This window comes from Pseudomonas sp. M1 (assembly GCF_022760135.1).
In the GTDB taxonomy this organism is placed as follows: Bacteria; Pseudomonadota; Gammaproteobacteria; order Pseudomonadales; family Pseudomonadaceae; genus Pseudomonas; species Pseudomonas citronellolis.
Map to the genome: position 1 here is coordinate 3,227,428 of NZ_CP094343.1, position 13,937 is coordinate 3,241,364.

The 13,937-nt window shown below is 69.5% G+C and carries 15 protein-coding genes; 10 read left to right on the plus strand and 5 right to left on the minus strand.

What is annotated here, in order from left to right; all coding sequences use genetic code 11:
- Positions 1 to 2: 2 nt before the first annotated feature.
- The 4 genes from mauD to PM1_RS14475 all read right to left on the minus strand — a co-directional run bounded on the left by mauD (position 3) and on the right by PM1_RS14475 (position 4,024).
- Positions 3 to 641 carry a methylamine dehydrogenase accessory protein MauD gene (mauD, locus tag PM1_RS14460; protein ID WP_009622217.1) on the minus strand — a complete coding sequence of 213 codons (639 nt, stop codon included), beginning with the start codon at positions 639 to 641 and terminating at the stop codon, positions 3 to 5.
- 3 nt (positions 642 to 644) lie between these two features.
- Positions 645 to 1,184 (minus strand): MauE/DoxX family redox-associated membrane protein, encoded by a 540-nt coding sequence (locus tag PM1_RS14465; protein ID WP_009622216.1) that lies wholly within the window; start codon positions 1,182 to 1,184, stop codon positions 645 to 647.
- A gap of 13 nt (positions 1,185 to 1,197) precedes the next feature.
- Positions 1,198 to 2,346 carry an amine dehydrogenase large subunit gene (locus PM1_RS14470; RefSeq protein ID WP_009622215.1) on the minus strand — a complete coding sequence of 383 codons (1,149 nt, stop codon included), beginning with the start codon at positions 2,344 to 2,346 and terminating at the stop codon, positions 1,198 to 1,200.
- Between the two features lie 187 nt (positions 2,347 to 2,533).
- The gene (locus tag PM1_RS14475; RefSeq protein WP_009622214.1) at positions 2,534 to 4,024 is read right to left on the minus strand and encodes a sensor histidine kinase; all 1,491 of its coding nucleotides are present in this window, start codon (positions 4,022 to 4,024) and stop codon (positions 2,534 to 2,536) included.
- Between the two features lie 231 nt (positions 4,025 to 4,255).
- Here PM1_RS14475 and PM1_RS14480 point away from each other — a divergent pair, with 231 nt between their 5' ends.
- The 8 genes from PM1_RS14480 (at position 4,256) to PM1_RS14515 (ending at position 11,086) form a co-directional block, all read left to right on the plus strand.
- Entirely contained in the window at positions 4,256 to 5,410 is a 1,155-nt protein-coding gene (locus tag PM1_RS14480) for an acyl-CoA dehydrogenase family protein (RefSeq protein WP_009622213.1), read from the plus strand.
- Positions 5,411 to 5,432: 22 nt separating this feature from the next.
- On the plus strand, positions 5,433 to 5,804 hold the full coding sequence (locus PM1_RS14485; protein ID WP_009622212.1) for a hypothetical protein: 372 nt from the start codon (positions 5,433 to 5,435) through the stop codon (positions 5,802 to 5,804).
- A gap of 3 nt (positions 5,805 to 5,807) precedes the next feature.
- Positions 5,808 to 6,314, plus strand: coding sequence for a nuclear transport factor 2 family protein (locus tag PM1_RS14490; protein WP_009622211.1), 507 nt, complete (start codon positions 5,808 to 5,810; stop codon positions 6,312 to 6,314).
- Positions 6,311 to 7,468, plus strand: coding sequence for an amidase (locus tag PM1_RS14495; RefSeq protein ID WP_009622210.1), 1,158 nt, complete (start codon positions 6,311 to 6,313; stop codon positions 7,466 to 7,468). Before PM1_RS14490 ends, PM1_RS14495 begins: the two co-directional genes overlap by 4 nt.
- Before the next feature lie 10 nt (positions 7,469 to 7,478).
- The gene (locus tag PM1_RS14500; RefSeq protein ID WP_009622208.1) at positions 7,479 to 8,762 is read left to right on the plus strand and encodes an aromatic ring-hydroxylating oxygenase subunit alpha; all 1,284 of its coding nucleotides are present in this window, start codon (positions 7,479 to 7,481) and stop codon (positions 8,760 to 8,762) included.
- Complete coding sequence (locus PM1_RS14505) at positions 8,759 to 9,256, plus strand: aromatic-ring-hydroxylating dioxygenase subunit beta (RefSeq protein WP_009622205.1); 498 nt, start codon at positions 8,759 to 8,761, stop codon at positions 9,254 to 9,256. The genes PM1_RS14500 and PM1_RS14505 overlap by 4 nt, the downstream gene beginning before the upstream one ends.
- Before the next feature lie 10 nt (positions 9,257 to 9,266).
- Entirely contained in the window at positions 9,267 to 10,007 is a 741-nt protein-coding gene (locus tag PM1_RS14510; RefSeq protein WP_009622203.1) for an SDR family NAD(P)-dependent oxidoreductase, read from the plus strand.
- 125 nt (positions 10,008 to 10,132) lie between these two features.
- A complete protein-coding gene (locus PM1_RS14515; protein ID WP_009622201.1) occupies positions 10,133 to 11,086 on the plus strand; it encodes a PDR/VanB family oxidoreductase in 954 nt (317 codons plus the stop codon).
- A 327-nt stretch (positions 11,087 to 11,413) separates the two neighbouring features.
- Here PM1_RS14515 and PM1_RS14520 read toward each other — a convergent pair whose 3' ends face one another.
- Complete coding sequence (locus PM1_RS14520) at positions 11,414 to 12,028, minus strand: response regulator transcription factor (protein ID WP_009622199.1); 615 nt, start codon at positions 12,026 to 12,028, stop codon at positions 11,414 to 11,416.
- Between the two features lie 238 nt (positions 12,029 to 12,266).
- Between PM1_RS14520 and hpaC the strand changes: the two genes are divergently transcribed.
- The gene (gene hpaC / locus PM1_RS14525; RefSeq protein ID WP_009622197.1) at positions 12,267 to 12,779 is read left to right on the plus strand and encodes a 4-hydroxyphenylacetate 3-monooxygenase, reductase component; all 513 of its coding nucleotides are present in this window, start codon (positions 12,267 to 12,269) and stop codon (positions 12,777 to 12,779) included.
- 141 nt (positions 12,780 to 12,920) lie between these two features.
- Positions 12,921 to 13,919: an LLM class flavin-dependent oxidoreductase gene (locus tag PM1_RS14530; RefSeq protein ID WP_009622195.1), complete on the plus strand. Its 999-nt coding sequence runs from the start codon at positions 12,921 to 12,923 to the stop codon at positions 13,917 to 13,919.
- Positions 13,920 to 13,937 lie beyond the last annotated feature (18 nt).

Consider the following 13,937-nt stretch of genomic DNA (forward strand, 5'->3'; position numbering starts at 1 on the left):
GTTCAGTGGGCGCTGTGCGAGTGCGCGTGGCCGGGCTCGTGGCTGTGAACCTGAGGCTGCTGGGCCTGCAGGTACTGCTGCAGGGTGGCGCTGCCCAGGTGCTCGGCCTCGAACAGGCTGTCCAGGTGCTCGCGGGAGTTGACCAGGCCCTTGGCGCGGAGGATGCCGTTCCGGTCGATCAGCGCCGCGTAGGGCAGCTTGCCGATCTGGTAGGTCATGCCCACTTCCGGGCCGACCACGTAGGTGGCGCCTTCGAGCTTGTGCTCGGCGATCAGCGCCTGCTGCGCGGCCGGCTCGCCGTCGCTGACGAAGACCACGTCCAGGCGCTGCGCCTGTTCCTTGGCGATGGACTTGATCGCCGGCAGCAGCGACTTGCAGATCGGGCAGGTGGGCGAGAGGAAGAACAGCAGTTGGGCCTTCTCGCCGGCGTAGCCGAAGTTCACCGGGCGGCCGTGGCGGTCGGCGGCGGTGACCTGCGGGGCCGGTTCATTCACGGCGACGCCCTTGTCGACCATCAGCGCGCCGGCCGGGGCGATGCGCCCGTGCAGCACGCCGATCTGGCGCACCAGGCCCATGACGACGAATGCCAGTGCCAGCAGCAGGCACCAGAGCAGGATGTTGGAAACGATCATGGCTTCCATGGTTCACCTTCCAATGAGTTTGAGCAGACGGGGGCCGTTGGCCAGCAGGCCGTCGGCGGAGACGTAGAGGAGCAGGGCGACGGCGCTGGCGGCCAGCGTCACGAAGCCGTCGAACAGGCCCAGCTCGCGGGCCTGCGGCTGCAGGCTGGCGAGCAGGGCCAGGGCGATGAGCACGGCGTTGCGCGCCAGCAGCACCGGGCGCAGCGGCTGGGCCTGGTCGGGCCCGGCGCAGCCGCAGTCGATGTCGCGGCGGCCGCGCCACAGGTTGACGCCGATGGCCGCGGCGTACAGCGCCAGCAGCGCGGCGGCGGCCAGGGCCGCCAGCGAACGGCTGGCCGGCACCAGCAGGGCGAAGGCGACGGCGCCTTCCAGCAGCGGCAACACGCGGGCGGCGGGCTTGAGCAGGGCCTGCGGCAGCAGCTGGTAATCCTCCAGCTGCCGCGCGAAGCGCCCCGGCGCGCGCCACTTGTGGCTGGCGGCGCTGGCCAGGATCACCGCCACCGAGACGGCGCCGGCGATCACGTAGATGGGATCGGCTTGCATGGTCGTGCCTCTGTCAGTGGGTCAGGACCTGGGTGGCGGTCTTGGCGATCTTTTCCACGGTGCCGGTGTGCTTGCCGGCCTTCAGGTCGAAGATCTCCAGGCCGCCTTCGACGTTGGCGCCGTACAGCAGCGGGGCGTCGTCGCTGGTGGCGGTCATGCTCCAGACCGGGGCCGGGGCGCTGAGGGTGCCGATCTTCTTCTGCGTCTTCAGATCGTAGACCCAGATGTCGGTGCTCGGGTCTTCCCACTTCATCGGCTCGTGCTGGTCGTGCATCAGCACGTACAGGCGGTTCAGCTTCGGCGCCAGAGCCAGTTCCTGCCAGCCGCCCGGGGCCCAGCCGGCCTTGCGCTCGGCGTCGGTGACCAGCGACCAGCTCGGCAGCACCTTGGGCTGCTTGCCGGAAAAGTCGATGGCGTGGATGACGCCCTCGGTGGTGGTGAAGTAGTAGGTCTCGCCATCATTGATGGCGCGCTCCACCAGCTTCTCCTTGTTCGGGTCGAAGAACGGTGTGCGGCTGCGGGCGGTTTCCTTGCCGTCTTCGCCGAGGGTCACCAGCTGCACGCTGCCGTCGCCGCACAGCGAGGCGAAGGCGCGCTTGCCCACCGGGTAGTTGAGCACGCAGCCGGGGATGGCGATCTCGGCGGTCACCGCCTTGGCCTGGGTGTCGACCACGGTAACCGAGGTGGACGGGGTGAAGTTGTAGACGTAGGCGAAGCGGTCGTCGCCGCTGACCGCCAGGCCGTAGCGCTGGGTCAGGGACTCGGAGCGCTTGCTGGGGATCACCACTTCCCAGGACGGCGACAGGGTGGAGGTGTCCCAGGCGGTCAGCACGTCGGTGCGGGTGCCGCGGGTGCCGCGCGAGTAGTACAGGTCGGCGGTGTACAGGGTGTGCTGGTCGTGGCTGAGGGTCGAGGGCGCGGCGAAGCCGGTGCTGACCATGCCGAGCATCTTCTTCTGCGCCGGGTCCACCACGGTCACGCGGCCGGTCACGAAGCTGTCGAACTCCACGTCGACGACGTAGGCGCGGTGCGGGTCCGGCGGGAACGGCAGGGTCGTCTGGCCGACGGTCTCCGGCGGCAGGTCGGCGAATGCGCCGCCGACGGCGGCCAGCGAGACGCCTAGCGCCAGCGTGGTACGAGCAAGGATCCTGGTTATTCGCATGGGGGGTGGCTCCCTCGATTTTATTGGATGGTCGGACCGCGGACCGGTGTGGACAGAAGACTGCAGCCCTAGTCTGCCCGGCGTTGCCCGCTGCTGCCTTGTTCTGCGTGCCAAGCCCTTGTCTGTCCCTGACAGGGCTTGTGCCGGCGTGCCAGGGCAAGCATCGGCGGGGTTCGCGCGGCGCGCCCTACCGTTGGTCGGCGGGCCTCACGCAGGGCAGGGCGATGCAGAACATGGCGCCGTGGGGCTCGACGTTCTGCGCCCAGATGTCGCCGCGGTGGCGCGAGACGATGTTGCGGCACAGCGCCAGGCCAATGCCGTTGCCGCTGACCTTGGAGCTGAAGAAGCCGTCGAACAGCCGCTCCCGCGCGCCGGCGTCGATGCCGCGGCCGCGGTCCTCGACGCAGAGCAGGGCGCTGTCGCCCTCGCGGCGGGTGTGGATGCGCAGCCGGCGGCGCTCGGCGGGCAGCTCGGCCATCTCCTCGATGGCGTTGAAGGCCAGGTTGAGGATCACCTGGCCGATCAGCACCTTCTCGCAGCTCACCGGCAGCGCCTCGGCGCAGGGCGCCAGCTCCAGGCGCACGCCGGCCGGCTGGCCCTTTAGGTCGATGAAATAGCGGGCGTCGGCCAGCAGCTCGTTGAGGTCGACGCACTGCTCGGCCTGCTCCAGGCGCACCACGTACTCGCGCACGCTCTTGATGATCTCCGAGGCGTGCTCGATCTGCCGCACCGCGCTGTCCAGGCCCCAGGCCACGTTCGGCTCGACCGCGCCCTGCTGGCCGAGGCGGATCACCGAGCCCTCGATGAAGTTGCGCGTGGCCGCCAGCGGCTGGCTCAGCTCGTGGGCGATGGCCACGGCCATCTCGCCCATGGCGTTGTAGCGCGCCAGGTATTCCAGCTTCTGCTCGCTCTGCCGCCGGGCTTCCTCGGCGCGCACCTGCTCGCTGACGTCGCGGAACAGCAGCAGGTGGCCCTTGAGGTCGTCCTCGATCTCGATGTAGCGGCAGGTGGCGTGGTGCCAGCGCCAGTCGCCGTCGCAACGCCGCAGGTGGTAGCCGACGCTGTAGGGCTCGCGGCTGGGTGGCGTGCGCGAGAGGTGCTGGAGCAGGCGCTGGCGGGATTTCTCGTCGCAGGCGTCGAGGAAGTTGCGCCCCAGGTGGCGGCGGTCCGCGGCGCCCAGCAGGGCCAGGGCGGAATCGCTGATGAAGCGGATGTCGCCGTCGGGGCCGAGCACCGCCACGCCCTCGGCCAGGTCCTGCATGAAGGCCTTCAGCCGGCTCTCGGTGCGCTTCAGCTCGCGCTTGACCTTGTCTTCCTTGGAGATGTCGCGGAACTGCACCATCAGCACGTCGCGCTCGGCCAGATGGACCAGGGTGGCGGTCGCCTCGGAAAGGATGTCCACGCCCTGCTTGGAGCGGTAGCACCACTCGATGGCGCGCTGCCCGGTGCGCGCCGCGCCCTCCAGCCAGCGCAGGCCGATGGCGCGGCGGTACTTGGGCGCCGGGTTGGTCATGTCCGGGGCCTTCAGCGGCACCAGTTCCTCCAGGCTGAAGCCCAGGGCCTGCAGCGCGGCGCTGTTGGCCCAGAGGATCTCCTTGGTCTGCGCGTCGTGCAGCAGGATGCACAGCGGCATGGCCTCGATGAGCGCGTGGAAGTCGGTTTCGGCAGGCTGGAACATGGCGGGCAACTCTTGGCGATGCGCGTTCCCGGACGCGGGGCACGGCTTTTATAGCGCGCAGCCTAGCGCGTCGGCGCTAGGAAACAACCCGGCGGGCACTAGGGGATTCCTTTAGCGCGCGGGCGGCACGCCCCAATAGAGGCGCGCTCGGCACGCTCCCTACACTGGGCCCCATCGACGGCCGCCGGCTCCCACCGGACGGCCGGCCCACAAGAACACAGGGAGACGCCCATGCCGCGTTCAGCCGCCGCCGCCACAAATTCGCCCCTCGCCAGCCGTGCCAGCCTGTTCGAGCAGGTGCTCGACGAGGTCCGCCAGCGCCGCGACGAGTTCGATGTCCGCTCCCACGTGCCGCGCGACATGATCGAGCGCTTCATCGAGGCCGGCATCTACCGCTCCGCCACCCCGCGCTGCTTCGGCGGCGACGCGCTGCCGCCGGCCGAGTTCCTGCGCCTGGTCGAGCGCATCGCCGAGGCCGACGGCTCCGCCGGCTGGGTGGCCAGCTTCGGCAGCGCCAGCACCTACCTCACCGCGCTGCCGCGCGAGACCCTGGCCGAGCTGTACGCCGAGGGCCCGGACCTGGTGTTCGCCGGCGGCCTGTTCCCCATCCAGCCGGCCGAGCAGGTGGAAGGCGGCTGGCGCGTCAGCGGCACCTGGAAGTTCGCCAGCGGCTGCAAGGGCGCCGACGTGCTCGGCGTCGGCATCGGCCTCGGCGGCCCCGGCGGCAAGCCGCGCACCGCGCTGCTGCGGGCCCGCGACGTGGAGATCGTCGAGAACTGGGAAGTGGTCGGCCTGAAGGGCACCGGCAGCCACGACCTGCGCCTGGACAAGGTCTTCGTGCCCGACGCCTGGACCTTCATCCGCGGCGGCCAGAGCAGCATCGACGAGCCGCTGTACCGCTACCCGACCATCGCCTACGCCGCCCAGGTGCTGGCGGTGGTCAACCTCGGCCTGGCCCGCGCCGCCCTCGACGAGATCGCTCGCATGGCCTCCGGCAGCGGCGTGACCGGCGCGCCCAGACTGGCCGACCGCGCCTACGTGCGCATCGAGCTGGGCAAGGCCGAGGCGCAGCTGCACGCCGCGCGCGGCTTCTTCTACGACGCCACAGGGCAGGTCTGGGAGTCCATCCTCGCCGGCAATGCCGTGACGCCCGAGCAGGTCAGCCTGCTGCGCCTGTCCGCCGTGCACGTGTCCCGCGCCGGCGCCGAGGTGGTGCAGCGCGCCTACGCCCTGGCCGGCACCACCGCCATCTACCTGCGCCACCCGCTGCAGCGCTACCTGCGCGACGCCATGGTGGTGACCCAGCACGCCTTCTTAAGCGACGGCATGTACGACGGCGCAGGCTCCGTGCTGCTCGATGTGCCGCCGTTCCCCGGCTACCTCTGATCGACCACAAGGACAACAAACCATGACCCGACCCACCGCCGAACCCATGCGCGTGCTGTTCTGCATCGGCATCACGCAGAACTTCTTCGACCTGCCCACCGGCGAAGGCATCAGCGTCTGGAAGGGCTTCAGCCAGATGCTGGGCGAACTGGGCGCGCTGCCCGGCATGAACGTGCTCGGCGTGCTCGACGACGACCGCCTGATGGTCGGCGCCTCCAACACCGCGCCCTGGACCGTGTACATCATGGCCGACGTCGACTGCCACCAGACCGTGGTCGACGCCTGCAACCTGTTCCGCACCGTGCAGGTCGGCCAGTACAGCCTGTGGAAGTACGCCCGGATCGAGGCTCGCGTCGGCCGCCCGCTGAGCATTCCCGAAGCGGCGCGGAGCTGAGCCATGGGCCAGGCCCTGGAGCAGTTGCAAGCACGGTTGGAGCGCCTGGAGGGCGAGGCCGCGGTGCGCCGCCTGATGGCCCGCTACATGGACCTCTGCGACGTCCCGCGCGACAGCCTGGCGCTGCAAGCCGAGCTGGCCGGGCTGTTCGCCGAGGACGCCGTTTGGGAAGGCCTGGGCGCCCGCGCCGGGCAGAGCTTCGGCCGCCATGAAGGGCGTGCGGCGGTGGCGGCGTTCGTCGCCGGCTACCTGCCGCCGGCCGAGCATTTCGCGCTCAACCTGCACTTCCTCGGCAGCGAGTCGATCGAGGTCGGGGAGAGCGGCGACACCGCGCGCGGCCAGTGGCTGATGCAGCAGCTGTCGACCTACGTCGACGGCCGTAGCGAGCTGTTCGGCACCCGCCTGAACCTGGACTTCCGCCGCGTCGGCGAGGCCTGGCAGATCACCCATTTCCGTACCCGGCGGCTGCTGGCCATGCCGCTGGGCGCACTCGCGGAGGGCGAGGCATGAGCATCTTCGTCAGCGAATTCGTCATTGAATTAGAACCTGGCGGCGCCGGCAAGCGCGTCGCCGTCAAGGACACCATCGACATCGCCGGCCATCCGACGCGCTGCGGCAGCCGCGCATTGGCCGACAGCGCGCCCGTGCAACACCACGCCGAAGTGGTGCAGCGGGTGCTGGATGCCGGCTGGCGCATCGTCGGCAAGACCAACCTGCACGAGCTGGCCTTTGGCGTCACCGGCATCAACGACTGGAGCGGCACGCCGCTCAACCCGCAGGCGCCGGAGCGCGTGCCCGGCGGCTCGTCCAGCGGCTCCGCCGCGGCGGTTGGCGCGGGCCTGGCCGATATCGCCCTGGGCACCGACACCGGTGGCTCGGTGCGGGTGCCGGCGGCCTGCTGCGGCGTGGCCGGGCTCAAGCCGAGCTTCGGCCGCGTCAGCCACGTGGGCGTACATCCGGAACACAGCAGCCTGGATTGCGTCGGCCCGTTCGCCGCGAACATGGCCGACCTCGTCGCCGCCATGCAGGTGCTCTGCCCCGGCTTCGGCGCCGTGAACCTGCCCGGCGCCAACGCCCGCGTGGCCTTCCTCGAAGTGCCCGCCGACCCGCACATCCAGGCCTGCCTGGGCGCCGCCGCCGACCGCGCCGGCTGGCGCCGGGCGAGCCTCTACCTGGGCGAGTTCGAGGCGGCCTTCGAAGCTGGCCTCGTTGTCATCAACCACGAGAACTGGGCGGCGCTGGGGCAATTCACCGGCAAGGGCCTGCTGGGCGCCGACGTCGAGCAGCGCCTGCTCGCCGCCGGGCGCACCAGCGCCGCGCAGCTGGCCGAGGCCGAAGGCGTGCGCGCGAGCTTCACCCGCGCCATCGACTCCGCCCTGGACGATTACGAAATCCTGCTGCTGCCGACCCTGGCCAGCCTGCCGCCGCTGCTCAGCGATGCGCGCAGCGGCAAGAGCGTGGCGGCGCTGACCTCCCTGGTCCGCCCCTTCAACCTCAGCGGCCACCCGGCGCTGAGCGTGCCGGTGGAGCTGGAGCACGGCGGCCTCAAGGTCGGCCTGCAGATCGTCGGCCGCAAGGGCGACGACGAACGCGTCTGCGCCTTCGGCGCGCAGCTGGAACAGGCACTGGCCGCCGAGCGGCCGACGAACAAGAAAATGGCATGAGGAGACACCCATGAGCGCCCCCGAGTACCGGCTGATCGCCAAGACGGGCAGCCCCGAGCAACTGGTCCAGAGCGACCGCGTCGACGTTTCGCTGTACCACGACCCGGCGCTGTTCGAGGCCGAGCTGGAAAAGATCTTCTACCGCACCTGGGTGTGGGTCGCCCACGACAGCGAAGTGCGCAACCCCGGCGACTTCAAGACCACGATGATCGGCCGCCGCCCGGTGATAGTGGTGCGCGACAAGAAGGGCCAGGTCAACGTCCTGGAGAACCGCTGCCGCCACCGCGGCGCCACCGTCTGCGAGAAGCACAAGGGCAACGCCACCGGCTTCACCTGCCCGTACCACAGCTGGTCCTACGGCCTGGACGGCAAGCTGCGCGCGCTGCCGTACCCGGACGGCTACGAGGACATCCTCGACAAGGCCGAGCTGCCGCTGACCAGCCTGCGGGTGGAAAGCTACGCCGGCATGATCTTCGCCAGCTACGACGCCGACATCGAACCGCTGGAAGACTTCCTCGGCGGCGCCAGGCACTGGATGGACCTGTTCATGAAGCAGGGCGCCGGCTTCCCGATCAAGGTCCAGGGCGAACACAAGTTCACCTTCAAGGGCAACTGGAAGATCCAGCTGGAGAACACCACCGACGGCTACCACTTCCCCATCGTGCACAAGTCGTGGATGTCCTCGGTGGACGACGAGACCAGCGAGATGCTCTCGTTCATGACCGACCCGCAGGCGGTGACCCACGCCCTGGGCAACGGCCATAGCGTGATGGTGATGGTGCCCGAGCACGTCGACCTCGACCACGACGACGGCACCGAGCAGCTGCAGGAGCGCTTCGCCCACGTCACCGAGGAACTGTCGAAAACCATGGAGCCTGCGCAGGTGCGCCGCATCGTCCGCTCGCTGCACGGCGCCGGCTTCAACCTCAACCTGTTCCCCAACGTGGCCATGTCCATGTCGTTCTTCCGCGTGCTGCGCCCGGTGTCGGTCACCGAGACGGAAATCCGCCACGTGGCCCTGGGCATGGACGGCGGCCCGGAGATCGCCAACCGCGAGCGGCTGCGCATCCACGAGCACTTCCAGGGCCCGTTCGGCTTCGGCAGCCCGGACGACGCCGAGGCCTGGGACCGCGTGCAGCGCGGCTCCTACGCCGGCCCCGAGGCGCCGATCCTGGTCAACCGCGGGCTGAACCGCGAAGTCGTGGCCGAGAACGGCGACAAGGTTTCCCACGCCACCGACGAAGGCGGCATGCGCGAGGCCTACCAAATGTGGAAAAGGATGATGAGCCAATGAGCAACGACACCCTGAACGGCTTCTCCGGCCCGCTGGCCAAGGCCGTCGAATTCATCTGGCGCGAGGCCGAGCTGCTCGACCGCAAGGACTACGCGCAGTGGAGCGGACTGTGGAGCGAGGAGGGCATCTACGTGGTGCCCATCGACGCCGAGGGCGACGACTTCGCCGCCAGCCTCAACTACGCCTTCGACGACGCACGCATGCGCGCCCTGCGCATCGAGCGCCTGAGCGCCGGCTTCTCGCCCTCGGCGGTGGATTCGGCGAAGACCGTGCGCACGGTGTCGCGCTTCCGCCTGGTGGAGGCCGCCGGCGATCTGGTCGAAGTGCATTCGGCGCAGATCCTCTACGCCTACAAGCGCGGCGTGCACACGCCCTTCGTCGCCGACCTGGAGCACCGCATCCGCTTCGCCGCCGAAGGCCCGTGCCTGGAGCGCAAGGTGGTGCGCCTGATCAACGCCCAGGACGCCCTGGGCGCCATCGGCTTCCTGCTCTGAGGATGCAGCCATGACCCGTACCGCACTCGTCACCGGGGCCTCGCGCGGCCTCGGCGAATGCATCGCCCGGCGCCTGCACGGCGCCGGCTACCGCGTGGCCCTGGCCGACGTGCGCCTGGGCGACGCCCAGCGCCTGGCCGATGAACTCGACCCCAGCGGTGCCAGCGTGCTGGCGGTGGAGCTGGACGTGCGCGAGAAGGCCGACTTCGAGCGCGCCCGCGACCTGCTGCAGGCCAGGTGGGGCGGCTGCGACATCCTGGTGAACAACGCCGGGGTGTCCAGGGTCGCCGCTCTGATGGACATCACCCCCGAGGAGTTCGACGCCTCGCTGGCGGTGAACCTGCGCGGCACCTTCGTCGCCTGCCAGGTGTTCGGCGCGCACTTCGCCGCCCGGGGCTTCGGCCGCATCGTCAACATCGCCTCCCTGGCCGGGCAGAACGGTGGCACCGCCACCGGCGGCCACTACGCCGCGGCCAAGGGCGGTGTGGCGACGCTGACCAAGGTCTTCGCCCGCGAACTGGCGCCGGCCGGCGTCACCGTCAACAGCATCTCCCCGGGCCCGCTGGACCTGCCGGTAGTGCGCGAGACGGTGGCCCCGGAGCGCCTGGAACAGATCCTCAAGACCATCCCGGTGGGCCGCCTGGGCGACCCGGACTACGTCGCTGACAGCGTGCTGCTGCTGGTCGCCGACAACGCCAGTTCGGTGACCGGCGCCTGCTGGGACATCAACGGCGGCCTGTTCATGCGCTGAGGTTTACGCAGGACTTCCAGCACACACCGTACAACCCCCTCTCCCTTCAGGGCGGGCCGCGTAGGCGAGGGCCGGGGAGAGGGTTGCCGAGCCCATCAATACACTACGCCTTGCAGGTAACAACAATGATGAAGGTAAGAATCGAAAGGATCGTCGACGAAGCCCTGGACATCCGTTCCTTCCGCCTCGTGCGCAGCGACGGCCAGCCGTTCGATGCCTACGAGCCGGGCGCCCACGTCGACGTCACCGGCCCCACCGGGGTGACCCGCCAGTACTCCCTGTGCAGCCCGCCGGAAGACCGCGCCGCCTACCTGGTGGCGGTGAAGAAGGAAGCCGCCTCCCGCGGCGGCTCCGCGGCCCTGCACGAGCAGGTGGAAGAGGGCATGGAGCTGGAAATGGGCGCCCCGCGCAACCTGTTCCGCCTGGCCGCGGAAGCCCGCGAGCACGTGATGTTCGCCGCCGGCATCGGCGTGACGCCGCTGCTGAGCATGGCCTACAAGCTCAACGCCCGGGGCGAGCCCTACGTGCTGCACTATTTCGCCCGCTCGCCGGAGCACGCGGCCTTCGTCGAGCTGCTGTCCGGCCCGGTGTTCGCCGGCAAGGTGGAATTCCACTACGGCGTGGAGCCGGCCGACCTCGAAGCCGAGCTGGCCGCCTGCCTGGCGCGCGCCCCGGCAGCGGCCCACGTCTACACCTGCGGCCCGGCGCCGTTCATGAACAAGGTGGTGGACGTCGCCAAGCGCAGCCGCAGCGAAGACGCCATCCACCTGGAACACTTCCAGGCCGACCCGGCCGCCAACAGCGCCCCGACCGGCAGCTTCGAAGTGGAACTGGCCAGCAGCGGCGAGGTGCTGCAAGTGCCGGCCGACGCCAGCCTGGTGGACGTGCTCCAGGCCCACGGCTGCGACATCGACACCGAATGCCGCGAAGGCATCTGCGGCACCTGCATCGTGGAAGTGCTGGAAGGCGAGCCGGAGCATCGGGACAACTGCCTGTCGAGCAAGGAGAAGGCTTCGAACAGGCAGATTTGCGCCTGCGTTTCGCGGGCGAAGTCGGCGCGGTTGGTGCTGGACCTCTGACACCTGCTCTTCTCCTCGTAGGAGCGAGCTTGCTCGCGAACGGGAGTCTCCCGGCGGCACTGGTGCCTTGGGTTGACTCCGCCCCCTCTCCCCAGCCCTCTCCCTGAAGGGAGAGGGGGCTTGTCCGTGCCGAGAAAGCTGATGGTTTCCGCCGGAAACCGTCGAGGTCGCCGGCTAACGCCAAAACATCAAACCCTGCCCAACGGTCCCCTCTCCCTTCAGGGAGAGGGTTAGGGAGAGGGAGCGAGGCAGGCCGAAAGCACCGTTGTTCCAGGGAGATACGGTTCGCGAGCAAGCTCGCTCTTATAGGAAAGCCCCGAAGCCCCCCTACGGCCCCCCCAGGTCCAACACCTCCCGCACCAACAGCGCAATGCTCGAAACCCCCATCTTCTCCTTGATCTTGGTGCGGTGCACATCCACCGTCTTCACGCTGATGTTCAGCTCGCGGGCGATCACCTTGCTGGCCTTGCCGTCGATCACCATGCCCAGCACCTCGCGCTCGCGCCCGGTGAGCAGGTCCAGGCGCTGCTGCAGCTGGCGCTTCTGTTCGGCGCCGGCGTGCACCTGCACCGCGGCTTTCAGCGCGGCCTGGATGCGCTCCAGCATCTGCTGCGGGTTGTAGGGCTTCTCGACGAAATCCAGCGCGCCGTTCTTCATCGCCTGCACCGACATGGGGATGTCGCCGTGGGCCGAGACGAAGATGATCGGCAGCGCCGCGCCGCGCTCGTTGAGCATGGCCTGCAGCTGGAAGCCGCTGGTTTCCGGCATGCGCACGTCGAGCACGAGGCAGGCGGGGCTGCTGGGATCGTAGTGGGCGAGGAATTCCTCGGCGCCGGCGAAGCACTGCGCCTGGATGCTGACCGACTCCAGGAGCCAGGCCAGCGAGGTGCGCAGGTCCTTGTCGTCGTCGACGATGTAAACAACGGGTTTGCGGGTATCCATCAGGGCACTGCCACGGTTCTTCTTATTAGGTCTGGCTCGCAGTCTTCGCTGCGGCACGCACGGGCGGGCGCACAGGCGCCCAGGGGCCAGCATACCCAGGCGGCGCCGGGCTGGCGATAAAGAAACCCCCTAGTCGACTAAAGGCCAGCCACCGCCGCCATGGGATTCGCCTGGATACCGCGCCTGGCCGCGGGGCCGTAGATTGGCAAGCATCGACAACCGGCCACAAGGGCGCGCCATGAACAACCTGAGCCAGACCCAGATCGACTTCCGCAACGCCATGGCGCGGCTGCCCGCCGCGGTGAACATCATCACCAGCGACGGCCCCGGCGGGCGCTGCGGCATCACCGCCAGCGCGGTCTGCTCGGTCACCGACTCGCCGCCGACGGTGCTGGTGTGCATCAACCGCGGCAGCGCCAGCCACGAACCCTTCCGCGCCAACGGCCACCTGTGCATCAACGTGCTGCGCGGCGAGCAGGAAGAACTGGCCCGGCACTTCGCCGGCATGACCCGCGTGCCCATGGAGGAACGCTTCGCCTCGGCCCTGTGGGAAGAGGGCTGCGCCGGCGTGCCGGTGCTGCGCGACGCCCTGGTCACCCTGGAAGGGCGCATCAGCGAGTGCAAGGAAGTCGGTTCGCACTCGGTGCTGTTCGTCGAGCTGGAGCGCGCCGCGGTGCGCGAGCAGGGCGACAGCCTGGTGTACTTCAACCGCCTGTTCCATCGCCTGGACGGCGTGTCGGCGGCGGCCTGAGGGCCGGGGCAGGGGGCTTTCATCACTGCGCGGCATGATGACTATCGACGCCGACGCGTGGTCATGCGCGAGGCATGTGGTTAGAGTCCGGCTCAAAGCCACGCCCGCGCGCCTGCCGCGCGGGCCCTGACCGGAGCCTCCATGAAGTCCCTGTCCGAAACCGCCTTTTCCATGCTCGACCTGGTGCCCATCCGCGACCAGGGCACCGTCAGCGAGGCGCTGAACAACGCCGTCGAGGTGGCCCGCCACGTCGAGCGCCTCGGCTTCACCCGCTACTGGCTGGCCGAGCACCACAACATGGACGGCATCGCCAGCTCGGCGACTTCCGTGCTGATCGGCCACATCGCCGGCAAGACCGCGCGCATCCGCGTCGGCTCCGGCGGGGTGATGCTGCCCAACCACCCGCCGCTGGTGATCGCCGAGCAGTTCGGCACCCTCGCCAGCCTCTACCCGGGGCGCATCGACCTGGGCCTGGGCCGCGCGCCCGGTGCCGACCAGGCGACCATGCGCGCCCTGCGCCGCGACCGCATGCTCGGCGACGGCGAAGACTTCCCCGAACAGGTCGCCGAGCTGGAAATGCTCCTCGGCCCGCGCCGCCCGCAGCAGAGCCTGCTGGCCATCCCCGGCGAGGGCACGCGGGTGCCGATCTGGCTGCTCGGCTCCAGCCTGTTCAGCGCCCGCCTGGCCGCTGAGAAGGGTCTGCCCTACGCCTTCGCCTCGCACTTCGCGCCGCGCTACTTGCACGACGCGCTGCGCATCTACCGGCAGAACTTCAAGCCCTCGGCCATCCTCGAACAGCCCTACGCGATGATCGGCGTGCCGCTGATCGCCGCGCCCACTGATGAAGAGGCCGAGTACCTGGCGACCACCGCGTTCCAGCGCGTGCTGGCGCTGATCCGCGGCGAAAGCCTCAAGCAGAAGCCGCCGGTGGAGCGCATGGCCGGCCTGTGGTTGCCCCACGAGCAGGAGGCGGTAGGCAACTTCTTCGGCCTGGCGGTGATCGGCGGCCCGGAGAAGGTGCGCAGCCGCCTGGAAATCCTCGTCGAGCAGACCGGGGCGGATGAGATCATCTTCACCAGTGATATCTACGACCATGCCTTGCGCTTGCGTTCGTTGGAGATCGTTGCCGGGTTGCGTTGATTCCAGCGGCGCTTTGGT